Raw genomic sequence first — 17,255 nt, forward strand, 5'->3', positions numbered from 1 at the left:
CCTGAACGCGGCTTGGCGGAAGATGCAGCCCGACGCGCCGTCGGGAGAGTTCCGAAGCGGGCTTTGAAGCCTTAACCAAGCCTTAACCATCGAGCACCTTGACCGCTGCTATGACCGAACCGAACACTGGTTCCACGGATGCCGAATTGCTGGCCGAGCCACGGCTCGTGGTCGAGCCGGGCGTCGCGGCACGGGTGTCCGCGGTTGCAGCTCCCGTGCTCGAGGGCATGGGCTACCGCCTGGTGCGGATCCGTATTTCCGGAGAAGCCGGCTGCACCGTGCAGATCATGGCCGAGCGACCGGACGGATCGATGCAGCTCGAGGACTGCGAGGCGATCTCGCGGGCGCTGTCGCCCGTGCTCGATGTCGCCGATCCCATCGATCGCGCCTATCGGCTGGAAATCTCCTCGCCGGGGATCGACCGCCCGCTGGTGCGCCGTTCCGATTTCGAGCGATATGCCGGACATCTGGTGAAGGTCGAGATGGCCGTCGCGCATGAAGGACGCAAGCGGTTCCGTGGAACGCTCGGTGCCGTCGAAGGCGACCGCGTGCATCTGCATCGCGACGACGTCAAGGCGGACGATGATCCCGACGTTCTCCTGACCATGGAGGATATCGGCGAGGCGCGGCTGGTGCTGACCGATGAGCTGATTGCGGAATCCATGCGCCGCGGCAAGGCCGAGGAGCGCCAGATGCGCCGCGATCTCGGCCTCGAGCCGCCGCAGGCGCCGCACGCGAAAATCAGCGAAAAAACCACCAAGAACACCAAGCCGAAAAAGAAGCCGGCTCCGACCAACACCAAGAAGCATCGCCTTGCCGCCGAACGCGCGCGGCGCGGCGAGATCGAGCCTGACGAAGGAGACTAGCCATGGCAGTCAGCGCCAATCGACTTGAGTTGCTCCAGATCGCGGATGCCGTTGCGCGCGAGAAATCGATCGACCGCGGCATCGTCATCGCGGCGATGGAGGATGCCATCGCCAAGGCGGCGCGGGCCCGTTACGGCAGCGAGACTGACGTTCACGCCGAGATCGACCCCAAGAAGGGCGAGCTGCGGCTGTCGCGCCACATGCTGGTGGTCGAGAAGGTGGAAAACCATTCCAACCAGATCTCGCTGGTGGATGCACAGCGCGCCAATCCCGGCGCCCAGGTCGGTGACACCATCGCCGACACGCTGCCGCCGCTGGAGTACGGCCGTATCGCCGCGCAATCGGCCAAGCAGGTGATCGTGCAGAAGGTGCGCGAAGCCGAGCGCGACCGGCAATATCAGGAATTCAAGGACCGCATCGGCGACATCGTCAACGGCGTCGTCAAGCGCGTCGAATATGGCAGCGTGATCGTCGATCTCGGCCGCGGCGAGGCCATCATCCGCCGCGATGAGATGCTGCCGCGTGAAGTCTTCCGCAACGGCGACCGCGTCCGCGCCTATATCTTCGACGTCCGCCGGGAGACGAGAGGCCCGCAGATCTTCCTCTCCCGCACCCATCCGCAGTTCATGGCAAAACTGTTCGCGCAGGAAGTGCCGGAGATCTATGACGGCATCGTCGAGATCAAGGCGGTCGCCCGCGACCCCGGCTCGCGCGCGAAAATCGGCGTGATTTCCCGCGATTCCTCGGTCGATCCGGTCGGCGCCTGCGTCGGCATGCGCGGCTCGCGCGTGCAGGCGGTGGTGAACGAATTGCAGGGCGAGAAGATCGACATCATTCCCTGGTCGCCCGACATCGCGACCTTCGTGGTCAACGCGCTGGCGCCGGCGGAAGTCTCGAAGGTCGTCATCGACGAAGACCGCGAGCGCATCGAGGTCGTTGTGCCCGATACCAACAACCAACTCTCGCTGGCGATCGGCCGTCGCGGCCAGAACGTACGTCTGGCCTCGCAGCTCACCGGCTGGGACATCGACATTCTGACCGAGCAGGAGGAATCGGAGCGCCGCCAGGCCGACTTCGAGAACTCCACCCGCGTCTTCATGGAATCGCTCAACGTCGACGAAGTGGTCGGCCAGCTGCTGGCGTCCGAAGGCTTCACCTCGGTCGAGGAGCTCGCCATGGTGGACCTCAAGGAGCTCGCCGGCATCGAGGGCTTCGACGAGGAGACCGCGCAGGAGCTCCAGAACCGTGCCCGCGAATATCTCGAGCAGCAGGAAGCCGAGATCGAGGCCCGGCGGAAGGAGCTCGGCGTCGAGGATGCCCTCAAGGACGTGCCCGGCGTCACCTCGAAGATGCTGGTCAAGCTCGGCGAGAACGACATCAAGACCGTCGACGACCTCGCCGGCTGCGCCACTGACGATCTGGTCGGCTGGACCGAGCGCAAGGAAGGTGGCGAATCCACCAAATATCCGGGTGCGCTCGACGGTATCGACATCAGCCGTGACGACGCCGAAGCGATGATCATGCAGGCCCGCGTCAAGGCCGGCTGGATCACCGAGGCCGATCTCGCCAAGCCGGCCGAAGAGGCCGAGGCGACCGAAGATCAGCCGGCTTAAGGGCGAAGGAGGATGTCGCCCGGATGCTTGCCGATACTGACCCCGAACTCGACCATGGACCGCGGACCGAAAGGTCCGCGACCATGCGAATGTGCGCGGTCAGTCGCGAGGTCCGGCCGATCGACGAGCTGATCCGCTTCGTTATCTCGCCCCAGGGCGATATAGTTCCCGATCTCAAGCGCAAGCTGCCCGGACGCGGCATGTGGATCACCGCCTCGCGCGTGGTGGTTGCGGAAGCCGTCCGGCGTCACCAATTTAACAAGTCCTTCAAGCGCGAGCTGCGCATCCCTCAGACGCTTTCCGCCGATATTGAGGCGCTCCTGGTCCGGAGCGCGACGGAAGCCCTTGGGATCGCCGCCAAGGCGGGCCAGATCGTGGCCGGCTTCGGCAAGGTCGAAAGCGCCCTTCGGGAAGGCACGGTCGAGGTCCTGATCCACGCCAGCGACGGGGCCGCGGACGGAATCCGCAAATTAGACACGCTGGCACGTCAAAATGCCGGGAATCGCGGCGCCAAGCCGCAGATTCCCGTCGTTACTGCACTGAAATCGTTAGAATTGGATTTGGCACTGACCCGGTCAAATGTGATACATGCTGCCCTGCTCGCGGGCCCGGCGAGCAAGTCATTCCTGTCACGTAGCCAGATGCTGGTCCGATACCGGATGGCGGACGATGACAAGACTGCCGAAAAGCCCGGCCAGGATTTCTGAGAGATAACGACGACCCGATAGGACGGTGCGGCAACGCACAACACTAATAAATCAGGATTAGGACTGCTGAATGGTTGATACCAAGACCCCTGGCGACAAGAAGCTGAGCGTTCCGAGCAAGACGCTATCGCTCAAGCCGCGCGTCGAAACGGGCACTGTGCGCCAGAGCTTCAGCCATGGCCGCAGCAAGCAGGTCGTGGTCGAGAAGCGCGGCAAGCGTCGCATCGACGGCACCCCTGAGCCGCAGGCTGCCGAGGTGGCGAAGCCGGCACCGGCCGCCCCCACGCCCGCTCCGGCCCGTCCGGCGCCGCCGCGCAACGCCGGCTCCGGCGTGGTGCTGCGCACGCTGACCGAGGACGAACGTTCCGCCCGCGCCAGCGCGCTGGCCGATGCCAAGGTGCGCGAAGTCGAGGAGCGCCGCCAGGCCGAGGAAGAGGCCCAGCGCCGCGCTGTCCGCGAAGCCGCCGAACGCGCCGAACGCGAGGCCGCCGAATCGCGCCGCAAGGCCGAGGAAGAGCGCCACCGTCACGAGGACGAGGCCAAGCGCAAGGCCGAGACCGAGGCCAAGAAGCGTTTTGGCGAAGGCGAGCAGCCGCAATCTGCTCCGCGTCCTGCTGCGGCCGCCCCGGCCACTTCTGCGCCCCGGCCCGGCGCGCCCACGGCGCGGCCCGGTACCACCACAACCACGGCACGCCCGGGAACAACGACCGCGCGCCCCGGAACGACCACGGCAAGGCCAGGCGGCGGCCCGTTGGGTCGCGCTCCCGCGGTTGCAGCCGGACCGGACGAGGATGATGGTCCGCGCCAGATCCGTCGCGGTCCTGGCGGCGCTGCACGCCCGGCGACAGCCCCGAAGCCCACCCACAAGCCCGGCCCGCAGAAAGAGCGCGGCCGCCTGACGGTCGTCACCGCATTCAATGCCGACGACGTGCGCGAGCGCTCGATCGCCTCATTCCGCCGCCGCACCCAGCGCCTGAAGGGCCATGCCGCGAACGAGCCGAAGGAAAAGCTCATCCGCGAGGTGATCATTCCGGAAGCGATTACGATCCAGGAACTCGCCAACCGCATGTCCGAGCGCGCGGTGGAAATCATCCGCATGCTGATGAAGCAGGGCGCGATCCACAAGATCACCGACGTGATCGACGCTGACACCGCGCAGCTGATCGCCGAGGAACTGGGTCACACCGTCAAGCGCGTTGCCGCGTCCGACGTTGAAGAAGGCCTATTCGACGCCACCGACGATTCCACCGACACCGAGACGCGTTCGCCTGTGGTGACCGTGATGGGCCACGTCGACCACGGCAAGACCTCGCTGCTCGACGCGCTCCGTCACGCCAACGTCGTCTCGGGCGAAGCCGGTGGCATCACCCAGCATATCGGCGCCTATCAGGTGTCCTCGCCCGAAACCGGCAAGAAGATCACCTTCATCGACACGCCCGGCCATGCCGCGTTCACCGCGATGCGCGCCCGTGGCGCCAAGGTCACCGACATCGTCGTGCTGGTGGTTGCGGCCGACGACGGCGTGATGCCGCAGACGGTGGAAGCCATCAACCACGCCAAGGCGGCGGGTGTGCCGATCATCGTTGCCATCAACAAGATCGACAAGCCCGACGCAAAGCCCGAGCGCGTGCGCACCGAGCTGCTCCAGCACGAGGTGCAGGTGGAATCCTTCGGCGGCGAAGTTGTCGACGTCGAAGTTTCCGCCAAGAACAAGACCAATCTCGACAAGCTGCTCGAGATGATCGCGCTCCAGGCCGAAATCCTCGACCTGAAGACCAATTCGGAGCGTCCGGCCGAAGGCACCGTGATCGAAGCCAAGCTCGATCGCGGCCGTGGTCCGGTCGCGACCGTGCTGGTCCAGCGCGGCACGCTTCGCGTCGGTGACATCATCGTTGCCGGCGCCGAAATGGGCCGTGTCCGCGCGCTGATCTCGGATCAGGGCGAGACGGTTCAGGAGGCCGGTCCCTCGGTGCCGGTCGAGGTGCTCGGCTTCAACGGTCCGCCGGAAGCCGGCGACCGTCTCGCGGTGGTCGAGAACGAAGCCCGCGCCCGCCAGGTCACCAGCTACCGCGCGCACCAGAAGCGCGAGAACGCGGCGGCCTCGATCTCCGGCATGCGCGGCTCGCTCGAGCAGATGATGTCGCAGTTGAAGACGGCGGGCCGCAAGGAATTCCCGCTGATCGTCAAGGCCGACGTGCAGGGCTCGCTGGAAGCGATCCTCGGCTCGCTGGAGAAGCTCGGCACCGACGAAGTCGCCGCGCGCATCCTGCATGCCGGCGTCGGCGGCATCTCGGAATCCGACGTGACGCTCGCGGAAGGTTTCAACGCCGCGATCATCGGCTTCTCGGTTCGAGCCAACAAGGAGGCCGCTGCGGCCGCCAAGCGCAACGGCATCGAGATCCGCTACTACAACATCATCTACGACCTCGTGGACGACGTGAAGAAGGCGATGAGCGGCCTGCTCGCGCCGACCTTGCGCGAAACCATGCTGGGCAATGCCTCGATCCTGGAGATCTTCAACATCTCCAAGGTCGGCAAGGTTGCCGGCTGCCGCGTCACCGACGGCACCGTGGAACGCGGCGCCAATGTGCGCCTGATCCGCGACAACGTCGTCGTGCACGAAGGCAAGCTGTCGACGCTGAAGCGCTTCAAGGACGAAGTGAAGGAAGTCCAGTCCGGTCAGGAATGCGGCATGGCCTTCGAGAACTACCACGACATGCGCGCAGGCGATGTCATCGAGTGTTATCGCGTGGAGACGATCCAGCGCTCCCTGTAAGTCCAAATCTTACCGAAGCGCCCGGATCTTTTTGAGCTAAAATTGCAGGAGTGCGATGGCCGGATTTATTCCGGCCATCCGCGCCTCATTCGGTTTCAACAGGACAAATGACAATGCTCGTGTCCCAAACGCGGGCACGATGAGGTGATTTTCGACGATGCCACGGCACCACCAGAAAAAGAGTTCCGCGCCCGGCGGCTCGCAGCGTCAGTTGCGCGTCGGCGAGCAGGTTCGCCACGCGATGGCCGAGATTCTGGCGCAAGGCAACGTGCATGATGCGGACCTCGAGGGCCACATCATCACCGTGCCGGAGGTACGGATGTCGCCCGACCTGAAGCTCGCAACAGTCTATGTGATGCCGCTTGGTGGCCGCGACACCGAGATCGTCATCGCTGCGCTCGAGCGCAACAAGAAATTCCTGCGCGGCGAAGTTGCGCGGCGCGTTAACCTGAAATTTGCACCTGACATTCGCTTCCGCGTCGACGAACGATTCGACGAAGCGGAACGGATCGAGAAGCTTTTGCGAACACCTGCGGTGCAGAAGGACTTGGAACAGGATCCGGATTCGGATCGGGAAGATGAACGATGACGATGGACCCGGCTCACGACACGATCAGCGGCGAACAGCCCGATCAGCGCGACGTGCAGAAAAATAATTTCGCGGATCTGGACAGCAATTCTCAACCGCACCAGGAGCCGCGCCGCGTCAACAATGATCCGCGTGCCAAGCAGCAGCAGAAGGGCAACCAGCCGCGCCGCGACCGCCGCGACGTCCACGGCTGGGTCGTGCTCGACAAGCCGATCGGCATGACCTCGACGCAGGCCGTCGCCGTGCTCAAGCGCCTGTTCAATGCCAAGCGCGCGGGACATGCCGGCACGCTCGATCCGCTCGCCTCGGGCGGCCTGCCGATCGCACTCGGCGAAGCCACCAAGACCGTCCCCTTCGTGATGGACGGCCGCAAGCGCTACCAGTTCACGGTGTGCTGGGGCGAGGAGCGCGACACTGACGACATCGAGGGCCGGGTGACCGCGACCTCCGACCAGCGCCCGACCCGGGAGGCCATCCTGGCTCTCCTACCCCGCTTCACCGGGGTGATCGAGCAGATCCCGCCGCGCTACTCCGCGATCAAGGTCCAGGGCGAGCGCGCCTATGACCTCGCCCGCGACGGCGAAGTCGTGGAGCTGGCCCCCCGCCCCGTCGAGATTCACCATTTAACCCTTGTAGATCAACCGGATAACAACCGGGCGGTGTTCGAGGCCGAATGCGGCAAGGGCACCTATGTCCGGGCGCTGGCCCGCGATATGGGCCGGATTCTCGGCACCTATGGCCATATCTGCGCGCTGCGGCGGACCCTGGTCGGCCCATTTGGCGAAAACGACATGATTCCGCTGGATCAGTTGGAGGCTTTGTGCGATAGAGCCGCGTCCGGCGAGGGTAGCCTCGCCGACGCGCTTATGCCCGTTGAGACCGCGCTGGACGACATCCCGGCACTGGCCGTCACTCGGGCTGATGCGGCAAGGCTCCACCGGGGCCAGGCCGTTTTGTTGCGCGGACGGGATGCGCCCACTTGTAGCGGCACAGTCTATGTCACGGTGGCAGGCCGTCTTCTGGCGCTTGCTGAAGTTGGCAATGGCGAAATCATCCCCAAGCGTGTGTTCAACCTGACCGGCTTGACTGCCTCAACCGGTCGCAACGAGAGAAATTGACGATGTCGATTGCCGCAGAACGCAAAGCGGAAGTCATCAAGACGAATGCCACCAAGGCCGGCGACACCGGCTCGCCCGAGGTTCAGGTCGCGATCCTGTCGGAACGCATCAACAACCTCACCAACCATTTCAAGACCCACGTGAAGGACAACCATTCGCGTCGCGGTCTCTTGAAGCTGGTCTCGACCCGCCGCTCGCTTCTCGACTACCTCAAGAAGAGGGACGAGGCGCGGTACAAGGCGCTGCTCGAGAAGCACAATATTCGTCGCTAAGTGTTGCTGCGCGCGCCAATGGCGCGCGTTTTCGCACGTGGTTTCGAACGAAAGCGCTTATTTAAAGGTTTTTGATCGAGGCTGCGTACGCGTCGGATGCGGGCCGTGATGATTCGCATCCGGGGGCATGATGAGCGAAGACCGCGGTTCGGTGTTCGCGTTCGTGCCGACTGAAAGTCCAGCAGCAATCCGGCGGCTGGGCACAACGGGCAAGGCGCCCGTATGACCCGAAAGGATGGACGCCATCCGAAATCCAAAAACCATGGCAGGATCGCAGGACGCTGATCGCCCGCTTCGATCAGTATCCCGCAATCTTGCGCATGGTTTTTGTTTTTCGAGCCGTCCCTTCTTTCGAGAACCATGAAAGAAGACATCTATGTTCAATAAGCATTCGGTCGAGATCGACTGGGGCGGACGCCCTCTCAAGCTCGAAACCGGCAAGATCGCCCGCCAGGCCGACGGCGCCGTCGTCGCCACCTACGGCGAGACCGTGGTGCTCGCCACCGTCGTCGCGGCGAAGGCGCCGCGCGAAGGCGTCGACTTCCTACCGCTGACCGTCGACTATCAGGAGAAGACCTACGCGGCTGGCCGCATTCCCGGCGGCTATTTCAAGCGCGAGGGCCGTCCGACCGAGAAGGAGACGCTGGTCTCCCGCCTGATCGACCGTCCGATCCGCCCGCTGTTCGTCGACGGCTGGCGCAATGAGACCCAGGTGATCGCCACCGTGCTGTCGCACGACATGGAGAACGATCCCGATATCGTCGCGCTGGTGGCGTCATCGGCTGCGCTGACCCTGTCGGGCGCTCCGTTCAAGGGCCCGATCGGCGCGGCCCGCGTCGGCTTCGCCAATGACGAGTTCATCCTCAACCCGACGCTCGACGAGATGGTCGACACCCAGCTCGACCTCGTCGTCGCCGGCACCGCCGACGCCGTGTTGATGGTGGAATCGGAAGCCAAGGAACTGAACGAAGACATCATGCTCGGCGCCGTGATGTTCGGTCATCGCCACTTCCAGCCGGTGATCAACGCGATCATCGAGCTCGCCGAGAAGGCCGCCAAGGAGCCGCGCGAAGTCACCGTCATCGACAATTCCGCGCTCGAGAAGGAAATGCTGGGCATCGTCGAGCAGGAGCTGCGCGCCGCCTACGCCATTCCGGTCAAGCAGGATCGCTACGCCGCGGTCGGCAAGGTCAAGGAAAAGGTGATCGCCCATTATTTCCCCGAAGGGCAGGAGCCGAAATACGACAAGCTGCGCATCGCCGGCGTGTTCAAGGAGCTCGAGGCGAAGATCGTTCGCTGGAACATCCTCGACACCGGCAAGCGCATCGACGGCCGCGATTCCAAGACGGTCCGCAACATCGTCGCCGAAGTCGGCGTGCTGCCCCGCGCCCACGGCTCGGCGCTGTTCACCCGCGGTGAGACCCAGGCGATGGTCGTGACCACGCTCGGCACCGGCGAAGACGAGCAGTACATCGACGCGCTGTCGGGAACGTACAAAGAGACGTTCCTGCTGCACTACAACTTCCCGCCCTACTCGGTCGGTGAGACCGGTCGCCTCGGCGGCACCAAGCGCCGCGAGATCGGCCATGGCAAGCTGGCCTGGCGCGCGATCCACCCGGTGCTGCCGCCGCATCACGAATTCCCCTACACCACGCGCGTGGTGTCGGAGATCACCGAATCGAACGGCTCGTCCTCGATGGCTTCGGTCTGCGGCGCTTCGCTGGCGCTGATGGATGCCGGCGTGCCGTTGAAGCGGCCGACCGCGGGCATCGCGATGGGCCTGATCCTCGAAGACAAGCGCTTTGCGGTTCTCTCGGACATCCTCGGCGACGAGGACCATCTCGGCGACATGGACTTCAAGGTGGCCGGCACTGAAGCCGGCATCACCTCGCTCCAGATGGACATCAAGATCGAGGGCATCACCGAAGAGATCATGAAGGTGGCGCTGGCCCAGGCCAAGGACGGACGCATCCACATCCTGGGTGAGATGTCCAAGGCTCTGACCGCGGCCCGCGCCGAGCTCGGCGAATACGCGCCGCGCATCGAGACCTTCAAGATCGCCACCGACAAGATCCGCGAAGTGATCGGCACCGGCGGCAAGGTGATCCGCGAGATCGTCGAGAAGACCGGCGCCAAGGTCAACATCGAGGACGACGGCACCGTGAAGGTCGCCTCCAGCGACGGCGAGGCGATGAAGGCCGCGATCAAGTGGATCAAGTCGATCGCGTCCGATCCGGAAGTCGGCCAGATCTATGACGGCACCGTCGTCAAGGTGATGGAGTTCGGCGCCTTCGTGAACTTCTTCGGCTCCAAGGACGGCCTCGTCCACATCAGCCAGCTCGCTTCGGCGCGCGTGCAGAAGACCTCCGACGTCGTCAAGGAAGGCGACAAGGTCAAGGTCAAGCTGCTCGGCTTCGACGACCGCGGCAAGACCCGCCTGTCGATGAAGGTGGTCGATCAGACCACCGGCGAAGATCTTGAAGGCAAGGACAAGGGCGGCGAGGGCGAGAAGGCCCCGCGCGAAGCGGCCGGCGAGTAATCGCTTCCCTGCATCAGAAACACGAAGGGCGGCCTCGCGGCCGCCCTTTTGTTTGTCGCCTGCACTCGCTCCGGGCGATCTGCGCTCCCTCTCCCGCTTGCGGGAGAGGGTCGGGGAGAGGGTGTTTCCGCTGAAAGACTCCCAGCGAGGAGAGAACCCTCACCCGGTGCTTCGCACCGACCTCTCCCGCAACCGGGAGAGGTTGCACGGAGCCCGTGGCGATATCAGCTCACCTCACGCCGCGATGTCGTAGCGGTCGAGGTTCATCACCTTGGTCCAGGCCTTGGCGAAGTCCTTCACGAACTGCTCCTTCGCGTCCGACATGGCGTAGACCTCGGCGAAGGCGCGGAGCTGCGAATGCGCGCCGAAGATGAGATCGGCGCGCGTGCCGGTCCACTTCACCGCGTTGGTCTTGCGGTCGCGAGCCTCATAGGTGCCGTCAGAAGCCGACGTCCACTGCGCGCTCATGTCGAGCAGGTTGACGAAGAAGTCGTTGCTCAGCGTACCCACCTTCGCGGTGAGGACACCATGCTTCGAACCGGCTGCGTTGGCGCCGAGCACACGCAGGCCACCGACCAGCACCGTCAGCTCAGGACCGGTCAGCCTCAGAAGCTGGGCCCGATCGACGAGGGCCTCTTCCTGCTGGAGGAACTGATGCTTCTTGCCGATGTAGTTGCGGAAGCCGTCGGCGCGCGGCTCCAGCGGTGCGAAGGAGGCTGCATCGGTCTGCTCCTGCGAAGCATCCATGCGGCCCGGCGTGAAGGCAACCTTCACGTCGACGCCGCCATCCTTCGCGGCCTTCTCGACCGCGGCAGAACCGCCGAGGACGATGAGATCCGCGAGCGAGACCTTCTTGGCGCCCGATGAGGCGTTGAAGTCCTTCTGGATCGCTTCGAGCTTGCCGAGCACCTTGGAGAGCTGAGCCGGCTGGTTCACCTCCCAGTCCTTCTGCGGGGCAAGACGGATGCGCGCGCCATTGGCGCCACCGCGCTTGTCCGAGCCCCGGAATGTCGAGGCCGACGCCCACGCCGTCGAAACCAGCTCGGACACCGAGAGGCCCGAAGCCAGGATCTTGGTCTTCAGCGCAGCGATGTCCTGATCGCTGACCAGCTCGTGATTCACGGCGGGAATCGGATCCTGCCAGATCAGCGTTTCCTTCGGCACCAGCGGGCCGAGATAACGCTGGATCGGGCCCATGTCGCGATGGGTCAGCTTGAACCAGGCGCGGGCAAAGGCGTCCGCGAACTGGGCCGGGTTCTCGAGGAAGCGACGCGAGATCTTCTCATAGGCCGGATCGAGGCGCAGCGAGAGGTCGGTCGTCAGCATCGTCGGCCGATGCTTCCTAGACTTGTCGAAGGCATCAGGAATGATCGCGTCGGCGCCCTTGGCCGTCCACTGGTTTGCACCGCCCGGGCTCTTCGTCAGCTCCCATTCGTACTTGAACAGGTTCTCGAAGAAGTTGTTGCTCCACTTCGTCGGCGTCGTGGTCCAGGTCACTTCGAGACCGCTGGTGATGGAATCACCAGCGAGGCCCGAAGCGTGCTTGCTCTTCCAGCCGAGACCCTGGTCCTCGAGCGCGCCCGCTTCCGGCTCCGGTCCGACCAGCGACGGATCGCCGGCACCATGGGTCTTGCCGAAGGTGTGGCCGCCGGCGATCAGTGCGACGGTCTCTTCATCGTTCATCGCCATGCGGGCGAAGGTCTCGCGGATGTCCTTGGCCGCGGCGACCGGATCCGGCTTGCCGTTCGGGCCTTCCGGATTGACGTAGATGAGGCCCATCTGCACGGCGCCGAGCGGCTCGGCGAGCTGACGCTCACCGCTGTAGCGCTCATCGCCCAGCCAGGTGCCTTCGGGGCCCCAATAAAGCTCTTCCGGCTCCCAGACGTCGGCGCGGCCACCCGCAAAACCAAACGTCTTGAAGCCCATCGATTCCAGCGCGACGTTGCCGGCCAGCACCATCAAGTCGGCCCAGGAGAGCTTGCGGCCGTATTTCTGCTTGATCGGCCAGAGCAGGCGGCGTGCCTTGTCGAGGTTGGCATTGTCGGGCCAGCTGTTGAGCGGGGCGAAACGCTGCTGACCGGCGCCGGCGCCGCCGCGGCCATCGGTGGTGCGATAGGTGCCCGCACTGTGCCAGGCCATGCGGATCATCAGGCCGCCGTAATGACCGAAGTCGGCCGGCCACCATTCCTGGGAATCCGTCATCAGGGCGGTCAGGTCTTTGATGACCGCGTTCAGGTCGAGCGACTTGAATTCCTTGGCATAGTCAAATTCCTTGCCCATCGGATCGGACAGGTCGGAATTCTTGTGCAGCATCTCGATGCTGAGCTGGGTCGGCCACCAGTCGCGGTTCACGCGCGTGGGTTTTCCGCCCGAAAACGGGCACTTCGAAGTGTCATCCATGATTACCTCCTCTGGTGGCGTCCGACGGCGCCTTTGACCAGGTAGAACCACTCTAAGCACCGCGTCCTATCAGGTGAAGTTGACTTTAATGATCGCTGCGATAGGATTTTCTGATGATAAACCTGACGCTGCGCCAGCTTCGCTATTTCGATGCGCTGGCGCGCCACGGCCATTTCGGCCGCGCGGCCGAGTCCTGTTCCATCTCTCAGCCCGCCTTGTCGATGCAGATCAAGGAGTTGGAGGAAACTCTCGGCGGCCTGCTGCTGGAGCGCAGCGCCCGGCAGGTTGCGTTGACCCGGTTCGGTGAGGAACTCTCCCATCGCGTCCGCGACATTCTGCGCTCGGTCGATGAGCTCAGCGACTTCGCCCGCGCCTCGCAGGACCGTTTCTCAGGTCGCCTGCGCATCGGCATGATCCCGACGATCGCGCCGTACCTGCTGCCCACGATCACCAAAAATCTGACGCGCATGCATCCGGAGCTCGACATCCGCGTGCGCGAGACCATGACCCCGCGGCTGATCCAGGAGCTCGTCGAGGGCCGGCTCGATACCGCCATCGTCGCATTGCCGGTGTCCGAGCCCTCGCTCACCGAGGTCCCGCTGTTCGACGAAAAATTCCTGCTGGTGCGGCCGGGCGCGGACGCGGGCACCCCGGTGCCGTCGCGCGAGATGATGCGCGAGATGCGGCTGTTGCTGCTCGAGGAGGGGCATTGCTTCCGCGACCAGGCGCTGTCGTTCTGCAACATGCAGTCGGCGCCGCCGCGCGAGATGCTGGACGCGAATTCGCTCTCGACGCTGGTCCAGATGGTCAGCGCCGGCATCGGCGTCACGCTGATTCCGGAGATGGCGGTGCCGGTCGAGACGCGATCGGCCTCGGTCTCGCTGGCGCGCTTCCGCGACCCCGAGCCCTCCCGCACCATCGGCATGGTCTGGCGCAAGACCAGCCCGCTGGCGCGGCAGCTGCTGCAAATCTCCGAAGTGGTGTGCCTGTCGGCCGGCAAGGCGCGCCCACGTCTGGCCGCGCGCAACCAACGCGGTTGAGGTCCCGATGTCGCATCCCATCATCCGCCCCGCCCGCGCGGACGAATATGATGAGGTCGGCCGCGTCTGGATGGAGAGCTGGGTCTCGACAGGACTCGCCGAGGCCAGCGAGTTCCTGCTCGCCAATTTGCGTGCGCGCGTTCGGCGCGAGATCGAGCAGGGCTGGAGCCTGTTCGTCGCCGACGACAACGGCACGATCGCCGCCATGCTCGCGCTGCATCTGCCAAAACTCTATCTCGACATGCTTTTCGTCGCGCCCGCCTATCAGGGCCGATCGCTCGGGCGGAAATTACTCGCCTTCACGCGCGCGCAAATGCCGGATGAAATGTATCTGCGCTGCGTGCGCGAGAACGAAAAGGCCTGGCGCTGGTACGAGCGCGAGGGGTTCGTGTTCGAGAAGGAAGAGATCGAGCCGTCGAACGGGTTCATGATGAAGTACTACCGGTGGACGAACAAAGGACATGCCCCATGATCAAGCTCTACTGGTCGCCCCGCTCGCGCTCGTTCACCACGCTCTGGCTGATGGAGGAGAGCGGCCTTCCCTATGAGCGCGTGCTGACCGACATCTCGACCGGCGCGCAGAAGGCGCCGGACTATTTGAAGGTCAATCCGATGGGCAAGGTGCCGGCGCTGACTGACGGCGACGCCGCGCTCGGCGAGGCCGCTGCGATCTGCGCCTACATCGCCGACCGCTACCCCGAGACCAGGCTCGCGCCCGCCGTGACTGATCCGCGCCGCGCGCGCTATCTGCAATGGCTGTTCTTCTCGCCGGGCTGCATCGAGCCCGCCATCATCCAGATCTTCACCAAGATCGAGATCCCGACCTCGACCGCGGCCTGGGGCAGCGCGACGCAGGTTTTCGATGTGTTGGAAGCCGCGCTCGAGAAGGGGCCGTGGATTCTCGGCGAGGACTTTTCGGCCGCCGACATCACGATCGGCTCGGGCCTGAACTTCGCGGTGCGCCTGTTCAAGATGGTGCCGTCGCGCCCGGCCTTCGACGCCTATCTCGCACGCTGCATGGCGCGGCCGGCGTTCCAGCGCGCCGAGAAGATCGCGGCGGGATAAACCACCTCTCGTAGGGTGGGCAAAGGCGCTCTTGCGCCGTGCCCACCGTCTCTCGACGAGAGCGACGGAAGAGGTGGGCACGCTTCGCTTTGCCCACCCTACGAAAGCATCTTATTCCGACGTCTTCAGATCGTCCGGCCTCGGCATCAGGATAGTGTTGTAGCCGGAATCGACATAATGGATTTCGCCGGTCACGCCGCCGGAGAGATCCGACAGCAGATACAGTGCCGAGCCGCCGAGCTCGTCGAGCGTGACGCCGCGGCGCAGCGGCGCGTGCTTTTGCATGAATGCGAACATCGCGCGCGCCTCCCCGATGCCCGAGCCGGCGAGCGTGCGGATGGGGCCTGCGGAGATCGCGTTGACGCGGATGCCGCGCGGTCCGAAGTCCGCCGCGAGGTAGCGCACGGAGGCTTCCAGCGCCGCCTTGGCCACGCCCATCACGTTGTAATTCGGCATCGCGCGCTCCGACGCGCCGAAGGTCAGCGTGATCATGCTGCCGCCCTCCGTCATCAGCTCGGCCGCGCGTTTTGCGACTTCCGTGAACGAGAAGCAGGAGATCACCATGGTGCGCGAAAAGTTCTCGCGGCTGGTGTCGGCGTAGCGGCCCTTCAGCTCGTTCTTGTCGGCGAAGCCGATCGCGTGGATCACGAAATCGAGCTGCCCCCACTTTTCGCGAAGCACAGCGAAGGTCGCATCGACGCTGGCGATGTCCTCGACGTCGCAGGGCAGCACCAGCTCGACGCCGAGCTGCTCCGCCAGCGGCTTGACGCGCTTGCCCAGGGCCTCGCCCTGGAAGGTGAAGGCCAGCTCGGCGCCATGGGCGTGCAGCGTCTTCGCCATGCCCCAGGCGATCGAATGATCATTGGCGATGCCCATGATCAGACCGCGCTTGCCTTTCATCAAACCTTCCATCTCGCAATTATTCTCCGCTCTCCGTCATGCCCGGGCTCGCCTCGCCGAAGCGGCTTCGGCCGCGCAGGCGGGACGAGCCCGGCCATGACGAAAAAACCATTAGCGCGTCCGCAAGGGGTCACGCATCCAGCCGGCTGAACACCAGCGTGGCGTTGGTGCCGCCGAAGCCGAAGGAGTTCGACAGCACGGTGCCGATCTTGACGTTGTCGATGCGCTTGCGCACGATCGGCATGTCCGCGAACACCGGATCGAGCTCCTGGATGTGCGCGCTCTCGCAGATGAAGCCGTTGTTCATCATCAGCAGCGAATAGATCGCCTCCTGCACGCCGGTGGCGCCCAGCGAGTGGCCGGTCAGCGCCTTGGTCGCCGAGATCGGCGGGCACTTCTCGCCGACGCCGAACACTCTTCGGATCGCCTCGATCTCCGGCGGATCGCCGGCGGGTGTCGAGGTCGCGTGCGGATTGATGTAGTCGACCTTGGTCTTCACCGTCGACATCGCCATGCGCATGCAGCGCTCGGCGCCTTCGCCCGACGGCGCGACCATGTCATGGCCATCCGAGGTGGCGCCATAGCCGACAATCTCGCCATAGATGCGCGCGCCGCGCGCCTTGGCATGCTCGAGCTCTTCCAGCACCAGCACGCCGGCGCCGCCGGCAATGACGAAGCCGTCGCGATTGACGTCGTAGGGACGCGAGGCCGTGGCGGGCGTGTCGTTGTATTTCGAGGACATCGCGCCCATGGCGTCGAACAGCACGGAGAGCGACCAGTCCAGCTCCTCGCAGCCGCCGGCGAAGATGATATCCTGCTTGCCGATCTGGATCGTCTCATAGGCATTGCCGACGCAATGGTTCGACGTCGCGCAGGCCGAGGAGATCGAATAGTTCACGCCCTTGATCTTGAACCAGGTCGCCAGCGTCGCGGACGCCGTGGAGGACATCGCCTTCGGCACTGCAAACGGTCCGACGCGCTTTGGTCCCTTGCTGCGGGTGATGTCGGCGGATTCGACGATGGTGCGCGCCGAGGGGCCGCCTGAGCCCATGATGATGCCGGTGCGGATATCGGACACTTCGTCAGGCGAGAGGCCTGAATCCTGGATCGCCTGCTCCATCGCGACGTGATTCCACGCCGCGCCCTGGCCGAGGAAACGCATCGCGCGGCGGTCGACCACCGTCGCAGGATCGAGCGTCGGCTCACCCGCGACCTGCGAACGGAAGCCGAGCTCGGCATATTTCTCAGCCCGCGAAATGCCCGACTTCGCCTCGTGAAGGCTCGCAAGCACTTCCTGGGTGTTGTTTCCGATCGATGAGACGATGCCCATCCCGGTGACCACAACCCGCCTCATGACAGCCTCGCCTCAA

General features: G+C 64.7%; 14 protein-coding genes. 11 read left to right on the plus strand and 3 right to left on the minus strand.

Translation table 11 applies throughout. The features are described from left to right. The first annotated feature begins 110 nt into the window (after nt 1-110). The 8 genes from rimP to pnp all read left to right on the plus strand — a co-directional run bounded on the left by rimP (nt 111) and on the right by pnp (nt 10,480). Complete coding sequence (gene rimP / locus NLM27_RS31900; RefSeq protein WP_254147053.1) at nt 111-866, plus strand: ribosome maturation factor RimP; 756 nt, start codon at nt 111-113, stop codon at nt 864-866. Nucleotides 867-868: 2 nt separating this feature from the next. Beyond that, the gene (gene nusA, locus NLM27_RS31905; protein WP_254147054.1) at nt 869-2,479 is read left to right on the plus strand and encodes a transcription termination factor NusA; all 1,611 of its coding nucleotides are present in this window, start codon (nt 869-871) and stop codon (nt 2,477-2,479) included. A gap of 23 nt (nt 2,480-2,502) precedes the next feature. Continuing rightward, entirely contained in the window at nt 2,503-3,186 is a 684-nt protein-coding gene (locus NLM27_RS31910) for an RNA-binding protein (protein WP_254147055.1), read from the plus strand. Between the two features lie 70 nt (nt 3,187-3,256). Next, the gene (infB, locus tag NLM27_RS31915) at nt 3,257-5,962 is read left to right on the plus strand and encodes a translation initiation factor IF-2 (RefSeq protein ID WP_254147056.1); all 2,706 of its coding nucleotides are present in this window, start codon (nt 3,257-3,259) and stop codon (nt 5,960-5,962) included. 157 nt (nt 5,963-6,119) lie between these two features. Further along, a complete protein-coding gene (rbfA, locus tag NLM27_RS31920) occupies nt 6,120-6,551 on the plus strand; it encodes a 30S ribosome-binding factor RbfA (protein ID WP_254147057.1) in 432 nt (143 codons plus the stop codon). Next, nucleotides 6,548-7,669 carry a tRNA pseudouridine(55) synthase TruB gene (gene truB, locus NLM27_RS31925; protein ID WP_254147058.1) on the plus strand — a complete coding sequence of 374 codons (1,122 nt, stop codon included), beginning with the start codon at nt 6,548-6,550 and terminating at the stop codon, nt 7,667-7,669. The genes rbfA and truB overlap by 4 nt, the downstream gene beginning before the upstream one ends. 2 nt (nt 7,670-7,671) lie before the next feature. Then, entirely contained in the window at nt 7,672-7,941 is a 270-nt protein-coding gene (rpsO, locus tag NLM27_RS31930; RefSeq protein ID WP_018644188.1) for a 30S ribosomal protein S15, read from the plus strand. 376 nt (nt 7,942-8,317) lie between these two features. Then, nucleotides 8,318-10,480: a polyribonucleotide nucleotidyltransferase gene (gene pnp, locus NLM27_RS31935; protein ID WP_254147059.1), complete on the plus strand. Its 2,163-nt coding sequence runs from the start codon at nt 8,318-8,320 to the stop codon at nt 10,478-10,480. 234 nt (nt 10,481-10,714) lie between these two features. Here the strand turns inward: pnp and katG are convergent, their stop codons facing one another. After that, a complete protein-coding gene (katG, locus tag NLM27_RS31940) occupies nt 10,715-12,880 on the minus strand; it encodes a catalase/peroxidase HPI (protein ID WP_254147060.1) in 2,166 nt (721 codons plus the stop codon). A 113-nt stretch (nt 12,881-12,993) separates the two neighbouring features. Here katG and NLM27_RS31945 point away from each other — a divergent pair, with 113 nt between their 5' ends. The 3 genes from NLM27_RS31945 to NLM27_RS31955 are packed head-to-tail and all read left to right on the plus strand — an operon-like array spanning nt 12,994 to nt 14,985. Further along, complete coding sequence (locus NLM27_RS31945) at nt 12,994-13,920, plus strand: hydrogen peroxide-inducible genes activator (protein ID WP_254147061.1); 927 nt, start codon at nt 12,994-12,996, stop codon at nt 13,918-13,920. Between the two features lie 7 nt (nt 13,921-13,927). Further along, nucleotides 13,928-14,392: a GNAT family N-acetyltransferase gene (locus tag NLM27_RS31950; protein WP_254147062.1), complete on the plus strand. Its 465-nt coding sequence runs from the start codon at nt 13,928-13,930 to the stop codon at nt 14,390-14,392. Next, entirely contained in the window at nt 14,389-14,985 is a 597-nt protein-coding gene (locus NLM27_RS31955) for a glutathione S-transferase family protein (RefSeq protein WP_254147063.1), read from the plus strand. The genes NLM27_RS31950 and NLM27_RS31955 overlap by 4 nt, the downstream gene beginning before the upstream one ends. Before the next feature lie 111 nt (nt 14,986-15,096). On the opposite strand, the gene fabI is transcribed toward NLM27_RS31955, so the two are convergent. Together fabI and fabB are read right to left on the minus strand one after the other, a co-directional pair. Beyond that, nucleotides 15,097-15,897 (minus strand): enoyl-ACP reductase FabI, encoded by an 801-nt coding sequence (gene fabI / locus NLM27_RS31960; protein ID WP_254147064.1) that lies wholly within the window; start codon nt 15,895-15,897, stop codon nt 15,097-15,099. 118 nt (nt 15,898-16,015) lie between these two features. Next, nucleotides 16,016-17,239, minus strand: a complete 1,224-nt coding sequence (fabB, locus tag NLM27_RS31965; RefSeq protein WP_254147065.1) for a beta-ketoacyl-ACP synthase I — start codon at nt 17,237-17,239, stop codon at nt 16,016-16,018. Nucleotides 17,240-17,255 lie beyond the last annotated feature (16 nt).

The organism is Bradyrhizobium sp. CCGB12 (assembly GCF_024199845.1).
Taxonomy (GTDB): domain Bacteria; phylum Pseudomonadota; class Alphaproteobacteria; order Rhizobiales; family Xanthobacteraceae; genus Bradyrhizobium.

Coding starts and splice junctions, on each gene's coding strand:
- rimP (WP_254147053.1), top strand. CDS start 111: ATGACCGAACCGAACACTGGTTCCACGGATGCCGAATTGCTGGCCGAG.
- nusA (WP_254147054.1), top strand. CDS start 869: ATGGCAGTCAGCGCCAATCGACTTGAGTTGCTCCAGATCGCGGATGCC.
- NLM27_RS31910 (WP_254147055.1), top strand. CDS start 2,503: ATGCTTGCCGATACTGACCCCGAACTCGACCATGGACCGCGGACCGAA.
- infB (WP_254147056.1), top strand. CDS start 3,257: ATGGTTGATACCAAGACCCCTGGCGACAAGAAGCTGAGCGTTCCGAGC.
- rbfA (WP_254147057.1), top strand. CDS start 6,120: ATGCCACGGCACCACCAGAAAAAGAGTTCCGCGCCCGGCGGCTCGCAG.
- truB (WP_254147058.1), top strand. CDS start 6,548: ATGACGATGGACCCGGCTCACGACACGATCAGCGGCGAACAGCCCGAT.
- rpsO (WP_018644188.1), top strand. CDS start 7,672: ATGTCGATTGCCGCAGAACGCAAAGCGGAAGTCATCAAGACGAATGCC.
- pnp (WP_254147059.1), top strand. CDS start 8,318: ATGTTCAATAAGCATTCGGTCGAGATCGACTGGGGCGGACGCCCTCTC.
- katG (WP_254147060.1), bottom strand. CDS start 12,880: ATGGATGACACTTCGAAGTGCCCGTTTTCGGGCGGAAAACCCACGCGC.
- NLM27_RS31945 (WP_254147061.1), top strand. CDS start 12,994: ATGATAAACCTGACGCTGCGCCAGCTTCGCTATTTCGATGCGCTGGCG.
- NLM27_RS31950 (WP_254147062.1), top strand. CDS start 13,928: ATGTCGCATCCCATCATCCGCCCCGCCCGCGCGGACGAATATGATGAG.
- NLM27_RS31955 (WP_254147063.1), top strand. CDS start 14,389: ATGATCAAGCTCTACTGGTCGCCCCGCTCGCGCTCGTTCACCACGCTC.
- fabI (WP_254147064.1), bottom strand. CDS start 15,897: ATGGAAGGTTTGATGAAAGGCAAGCGCGGTCTGATCATGGGCATCGCC.
- fabB (WP_254147065.1), bottom strand. CDS start 17,239: ATGAGGCGGGTTGTGGTCACCGGGATGGGCATCGTCTCATCGATCGGA.